The sequence below is a fragment of the Acidobacteriota bacterium genome, assembly GCA_028875575.1.
In the GTDB taxonomy this organism is placed as follows: domain Bacteria; phylum Acidobacteriota; class Terriglobia; order Versatilivoradales; family Versatilivoraceae; genus Versatilivorator.
Map to the genome: position 1 here is coordinate 47315 of JAPPDF010000082.1, position 6235 is coordinate 53549.

The window sequence follows — 6235 nt, forward strand, 5'->3', positions numbered from 1 at the left end:
AGAGGAGAACCTCGCCATGCCTAACGCTCTGTTGGTTTATCCCGAAAACCCTCCTTCCTATTGGGGGGCGAATTATGCCCTGGATATGCTGGGCATCAAGTCGGCTTTTCCGCCTCTGGGCCTGCTCACCGTCGCCTCGATGTTTCCGCCGGAATACGAACTGCGCGTCGTGGATATGAATGTGGCTCCCTTGGAAGAGTCGGACCTGGAGTGGGCGGACCTGGTGTTTACTTCCACCATGATTGTTCAAAGAGAATCCCTGCGAACGGTCATCGAGCGGAGCAACCGGGCCGGCATTACCGTGGTGGCCGGAGGGCCCTATCCCACCTCATTTCACGACGAGATAGAAGGCGTAGATCATTTTGTGCTGGATGAGGTCGAGGAAACCTTTGGCGATTTCCTGCGCGACCTGGAAAACGGCAGGGCCAAGCCAATCTATCGTGAACCGCAAAAACCGGATGTGACTCGGACGCCGGTTCCACGGTTCGATCTTCTCGATATGAAGAGCTACCACTCAATGTGCGTCCAGTTCTCGCGGGGATGTCCGTTCGACTGCGAGTTCTGTGACATCACCAAGCTCTACGGCCGTGTGCCCCGCACCAAGTCGCCGGATCAGATGGTGGATGAGTTTGAGGCGTTATATCAACTGGGCTGGCGAGGCCGTCTTTTCCTGGTTGACGACAACTTCATCGGCAACAAGCGAGATGCGATGGAGCTGCTGCCGGTGATCGCCAAATGGCAGAAGGCCCGTGGCTATCCCTTCTCCCTGTTCACCGAAGCGAGCATGAACCTGGCCCGCATGGATCGACTGATGGACATCATGATCGAAGCCGGCTTCAATTCCGTGTTCGTGGGTATTGAAACGCCTAATCCCAAGGCCCTGGTCAAGATGAAGAAGCCACAGAACGTCAACCGGCGGGATGAGAACTACCTCCTCCATTCCGTCCGCAAGATCCAGCAGAAGGGGATGCAGGTCATGGGGGGATTCATCCTGGGCCTGGATGAGGACGACCAGAGCGTGTTCGACGCCCAGATCGATTTCATCCAGGAGGCCGGAATCCCGATGGCCTTGATCGGTCTGTTGACGGCCCTGAAGGGAACGGATCTGTATCAGCGGCTGCAGGCGGAAAACCGGCTATTGGACGTCTCCATCGGGACGACTTCGACGGCCCTCAACTTCGTGCCGGAGATGGATCCCGAGGCGTTGATCGAGGGTTACCGGCGCGTGACCGCCACTGTCTACGACCCGACACTGGAGAATTACTTCGAGCGTTGCCTGACGTTGTTCGAACAGGTAACACCCGTTCCGCACTTGCATAAACCGCAGAGCAAGATCGCGCTTTATGCGAACATGATGGGCTTGCGCCGGCAGCTTTCCACCGAGCAAGTCCCGGCCTACATGCGGTTTATGGCCAACGTCACCAGGGACCATCCCCGCATGCTCCCGGAGGCGATTCGCCTGGCCGCCCTGGGCTACCATTTTGAAAAGGCTACCCGTCAACAGATGGCGATCCACGACTTCAAGGCGTATTTGACGGGCGAGTTGGCAACCTTCAAGGAAACGGTTTCCCATTCCGTTCCCGGCGCGGTGGAAATCAGAACCCGGAGGCAGGAACTGTTCGGGCGAGTCCAGGCGCGCAACCAATCGATTCCCGCAGACTTTCGCTACCCGGGCGACGGAATCGAGCCTGCTTTGGAGTTCTTCCGAGTCGCTGTGGATACTCAGGCGGACCAACTCACCCACTCGGCCTCAATGTAGAATGCCGCCCCGGATTTGCACTGTCCGAGGAGATCGGTTCCATGCCGAACGCGCTTCTGGTGTATCCCGAGTATCCTCCCTCCTACTGGGGAGTGAATTTTGCGCTGGAGATTTTCGGCATCAAGGCGGCCTTTCCACCGCTGGGTCTGCTCACCGTAGCCGCCATGTTCCCGTCAAAATACGACCTCCGTGTCGTGGACATGAACGTGACTCCCGTGGAAGAGCGGGATCTGGAGTGGGCGGATCTGGTGTTTACCTCGACCATGATCGTACAACGGGAATCCCTGCAGAGCCTTATCGAGCGATGCAACCGGGCCGGTGTCCCCGTGGTGGCCGGAGGCCCCTATCCCACCACCTACCATGAAGAGATCGCAGGCGTAGACCATTTCATACTGGATGAGGTCGAAGAGACCTTCGACGATTTTCTGCGCGACCTTGAAAACGGCACCGCCAAAGCCATCTATCGCGAGCCCCGAAAGCCGGATGTGACCCGGACCCCGGTCCCACGCTTCGACCTCATCAACCTGCACGCATACTACTCAATGTCCGTGCAGTTCTCGAGGGGATGCCCCTTCGACTGTGAGTTCTGTGACATCACCAAGCTCTATGGCCGCGTGCCCCGCACCAAGGCACCCGATCAGATGCTGGACGAGTTTGAATTGCTGTATCGACTGGGCTGGCGGAGCCATGTTTTTCTGGTTGACGACAACTTCATCGGCAACAAGCAAGAGGCGATGAAGTTGGTGCCTGAGATTGCCGCATGGCAAAGGGATCGTGGCTATCCGTTTTCCCTGTTCACCGAGGCCAGTGTCAATCTGGCCCGCATGGATGAGTTGATGGACGGCATGGTTGAAGCCGGCTTCGATTCCGTGTTTCTGGGTATTGAGACGCCGAATCCCAAGGCTTTGCGCAAAATGAAGAAACCCCAGAACGTCAGCAAGCGGGAAGAGAATTACCTCTTCAGTTCCGTTCGCAAGATTCAACAGAAAGGGATGCGAGTCGATGGCGGATTCATCCTGGGCCTGGATGATGATGACGAGGGCGCGTTCGATGCCCAGATCGACTTTATTCAGGAAGTCGGCATTCCCATGGCCATGGTCGGGTTGCTTACCGCCCTGAAAGACACGAATCTGTGGGAACGTCTGAAAAGGGAGAACCGGCTCCTGGAAGATTCCGTTGGAACCAGCACCGAGGGAGTCCTGAACCTGACCAGCGTCAATGTCTCCCTCAACTTCAAGCCGGAGATGGATGTCGAGACATTGATGGAGGGGTACCGGCGCGTCATCACCACCATCTACGACCCGACCCTCGAGAAGTACTTCCAGCGCTGCTTGACGTTACTGGAACATCTTCGCCCCATTCCGCACTTGCTGAAGCCGGTGGGCAGCAACACGCTCTATCTGGCCATCATGTCCGTACGTCGGCAACTCTCCTCCCAGCAGGTGCCGGCCTTTACCAAGTTCATCGCCAAAGTTTCCAGAAACCATCCCCGCATGCTCCCGGAGGCGATTCGCCTGGCTGCCCTGGGCTTCCACTTCGAAAAGATCACCCGTCAGCAGACGGCAATACACGACTTCAAGGCGTTTCTGTTGGCAGAATTGGACATGTTCAGGGAAACGGTTTCGCGTTCGGTTCAGGAAGTGGAGACAGCGGGACCTCGGAGGCAGGAGGTATTGGCGCGAGCCCAGGCCCGTTGCAAATCGATTCCAGATGACTTTCGCTATCACGGCGATGGAATCGAGCCGGCTTTGGAGTCGTTCCGAATCGCGTTGAACTCCCCGTCGAATCAGCTCACCCACTCGGCGGCGGTGTAAAGGACTGCCCCCTACCTACAGGATCGAAGGAACGAGATCATGCCCGAAAGATCCACCGACAGCGGAACCGTGGCTCCGCTGGCCGGTGCGCTGCCACCGCAATGCCAGAGAGATCTCGATGGTCTGCGTCGATTCGTTCATACAGCGACCAGCCAGGGATCGCGGTCCGATCCTGTCTCGCCAGCTCATTTTCGAGAGGTCCTGCTGACCGGTGCCACGGGATTCATTGGCCGTTTCTTCCTGCGTGAGCTGTTGCGTCAAAAATCCGATCTGGTGGTGCACTGCCTTATCCGGGCCGACAACATCGAACATGGACTCCAGCGCTTGAGGGAAGCCCTGAAGCAGGCTGAAATCTGGGAAGAGTCTCTGGCGCCGCGCATCCGCGTGGTGATCGGCGACATGACAGAAGCGCGATTCGGGCTGAGCGAAGCGGGTTTCGATTCCCTGTGTCATCGGATCGACGCCGTCTACCATCTTGCCGCCGATCTGACCCTGGCTTCGCCCTACGCCGCCATCCGAAAGATCAATACTTTCGGCGTTCGCAGCGTCCTGGAATTGTGCCTGCGCACACGCACCAAGCACCTGTTCTACGCTTCGACCATGGGCGTCTTTCCTCAGTACTTCTGTGCCTTCGCAAGAGAGTTCGCCGGCAGCCGCATCGAGGACCAGATGCAGCCGGACCTTGCCGACATGAAAAGGATTTTCCCGTTGGGACTGCTGGGCTATCCATGGAGCAAGCTCGTGGCCGAGCAGAGCCTGCTGCATGCCCAGCGTGCAGGCCTGCCGGTGGCGATTTTCCGGTTGCCGCGAATCGGTCAGGCCAGTACGGGATTTGCCCAGGCGAACGACATCACCGTGCGTATTTTTTCGTCGGTCGTCGACGTCGAAATGATGCCACCTGGATTCACGATTCAGCACAGTAATGAGGCCGTCGATACCCTGAGTGAAATCGTTACGGCCATTTCGTTGAACCCACGGCGACGATTCACGATCTACCACTGCTGCAACCCTCAGCTGTCTCTCCACGAACTTGAGCCTGCCGACTTCGGATTGTATTGGCCGGAGGTCTCATACGGGTCGTTCAAGCGCGCCTGCCAAGGGCGTGGCGAGGACTCGCCGCTGCAGGGACACTGGGCCCTGGTCGATCACTTTGCGCCCTACTGGTTCAGCGACAGCAAGTCGACAACATCGCTGCCCGTCTGCGACCGTGCCCTGCGAGAGGACTGTCCGACACCTGTCAGATGGCCGGGACTGATCACCATGGCCAAGAGCTACAGCGTTTGGACGCGGCGTCACCGGCAGCAGTGGCCGCATCCTGTGCCACAAAGCCGCCTGGACTTCGACTGCCTGGTCGGCCGGGCTGAGACCTACGCCGAGCGCGCGGGCGTGGCCTTTGAAGAGGCTTATCCCGAATGGGTACGAAGCGGTCTGCGCCAGATGGTTCAGGCGATAAAGGCGCCGGAATCAAGAGTGTTGGACGACAAGCTCGGCACCGTCATCTACGATATTTCCCGGTTGCTTCGCAGCAGAGCCGACTTGGCCCGCGAATGGTGTCAATACCCGGAAATCGGACAGGAGCCGGTTACGTCTCCAGTCTTTATCGTCGGGATCAATCGCACCGGCACCACCTACCTGCATCGCCTCATGTCCCGCGACAAACGGTTTTGGGTGCTGCGACTCCATGAGCTGGGCGACCCGGTCCTCTCGGTGCCTGAATATGCCACCGTGGCAGGTACGCTCAACGACCCCCGCCGGGATCGGACCGAGGAAATGCTGAAGGCATCGGAGATCGTGAAGGCCTTCGAGGGAGTTCACGACTTCAATATCGATGAGCCCGAGGAGGATTTTCCGATCTTCAGGATGGCTTTTGCCGCATGGGTCTCAACCGTTCGATTCCATGTGCCGGCATTCGGACGTTGGTTGGCCGGATGTGGATTTGGCAATGCCTACGCCTTCCATCGTCGTGTCATTCGACATTTCTCCTGGCAACGGCGTATTCGCCAACCCGAATTCCGGGGGCAGTGGCTGTTCAAGATGCCCTTTCATCTTCTGGAATTGGAGAGCCTGATCGAGACATATCCGGATGCCTTGTTCATCCAGACCCATCGCGAACCGGAGAAGTTCATGGGATCCTGGAACAGCTTGGTCGCGCGGGTGCGCTCCATTGACTCCGAGCCTCGTCCGGCCCATGAACTTGGCGCCGAGCAACTGGCTTTCATGAGCGGCATGATGGATAAGGCCGTGCCTTTCCGGGAGACTCACCCCGAACAGGAGCACCGTTGGATGGACGTGAACTACGTTGATCTGGTGGAAGATCCGCTGGCGGTTGTCCACAGAATCTATGAGCGATTCAACTGGCCGCTCAAGCGGTCGGCTATTCACGCGATGGATGATTGGTTGTTCCGGCAGGCGGAGCGGCGCCGTAAAGAGCGGCGGCATCGCTACGATCTAAAGAACTACGGGCTGACCCAAGAGGACGTCAACGCTGCCTTCTCGGGCTATCGGGAGTTTCTTTCGCGACGGGGTATTCGGCGATCCGGCCAGTAGCGCTGCGGAGCCCTGAGGTGACCGCCCGCCGCGCCCTGGCAGCCCGGCGTCGACCCCCCACCGCATCAGCCTTCGCCATTCGGCTCGGCTTCTGCGACTCCCCCTCAAGGGGGGA

Annotated in this window: 3 protein-coding genes; all 3 read left to right on the plus strand. The window is 58.5% G+C overall.

Annotated features, from left to right (window positions below; genetic code table 11):
* Positions 1-16: 16 nt before the first annotated feature.
* From OXI69_12965 to OXI69_12975, 3 genes are read left to right on the plus strand one after another with little or no spacing between them, the layout of a single operon-like run.
* The gene (locus OXI69_12965; protein ID MDE2667052.1) at positions 17-1759 is read left to right on the plus strand and encodes a B12-binding domain-containing radical SAM protein; all 1743 of its coding nucleotides are present in this window, start codon (positions 17-19) and stop codon (positions 1757-1759) included.
* 41 nt (positions 1760-1800) lie between these two features.
* Complete coding sequence (locus OXI69_12970) at positions 1801-3573, plus strand: B12-binding domain-containing radical SAM protein (GenBank protein MDE2667053.1); 1773 nt, start codon at positions 1801-1803, stop codon at positions 3571-3573.
* 39 nt (positions 3574-3612) lie between these two features.
* A complete protein-coding gene (locus tag OXI69_12975) occupies positions 3613-6120 on the plus strand; it encodes an SDR family oxidoreductase (GenBank protein ID MDE2667054.1) in 2508 nt (835 codons plus the stop codon).
* Positions 6121-6235 lie beyond the last annotated feature (115 nt).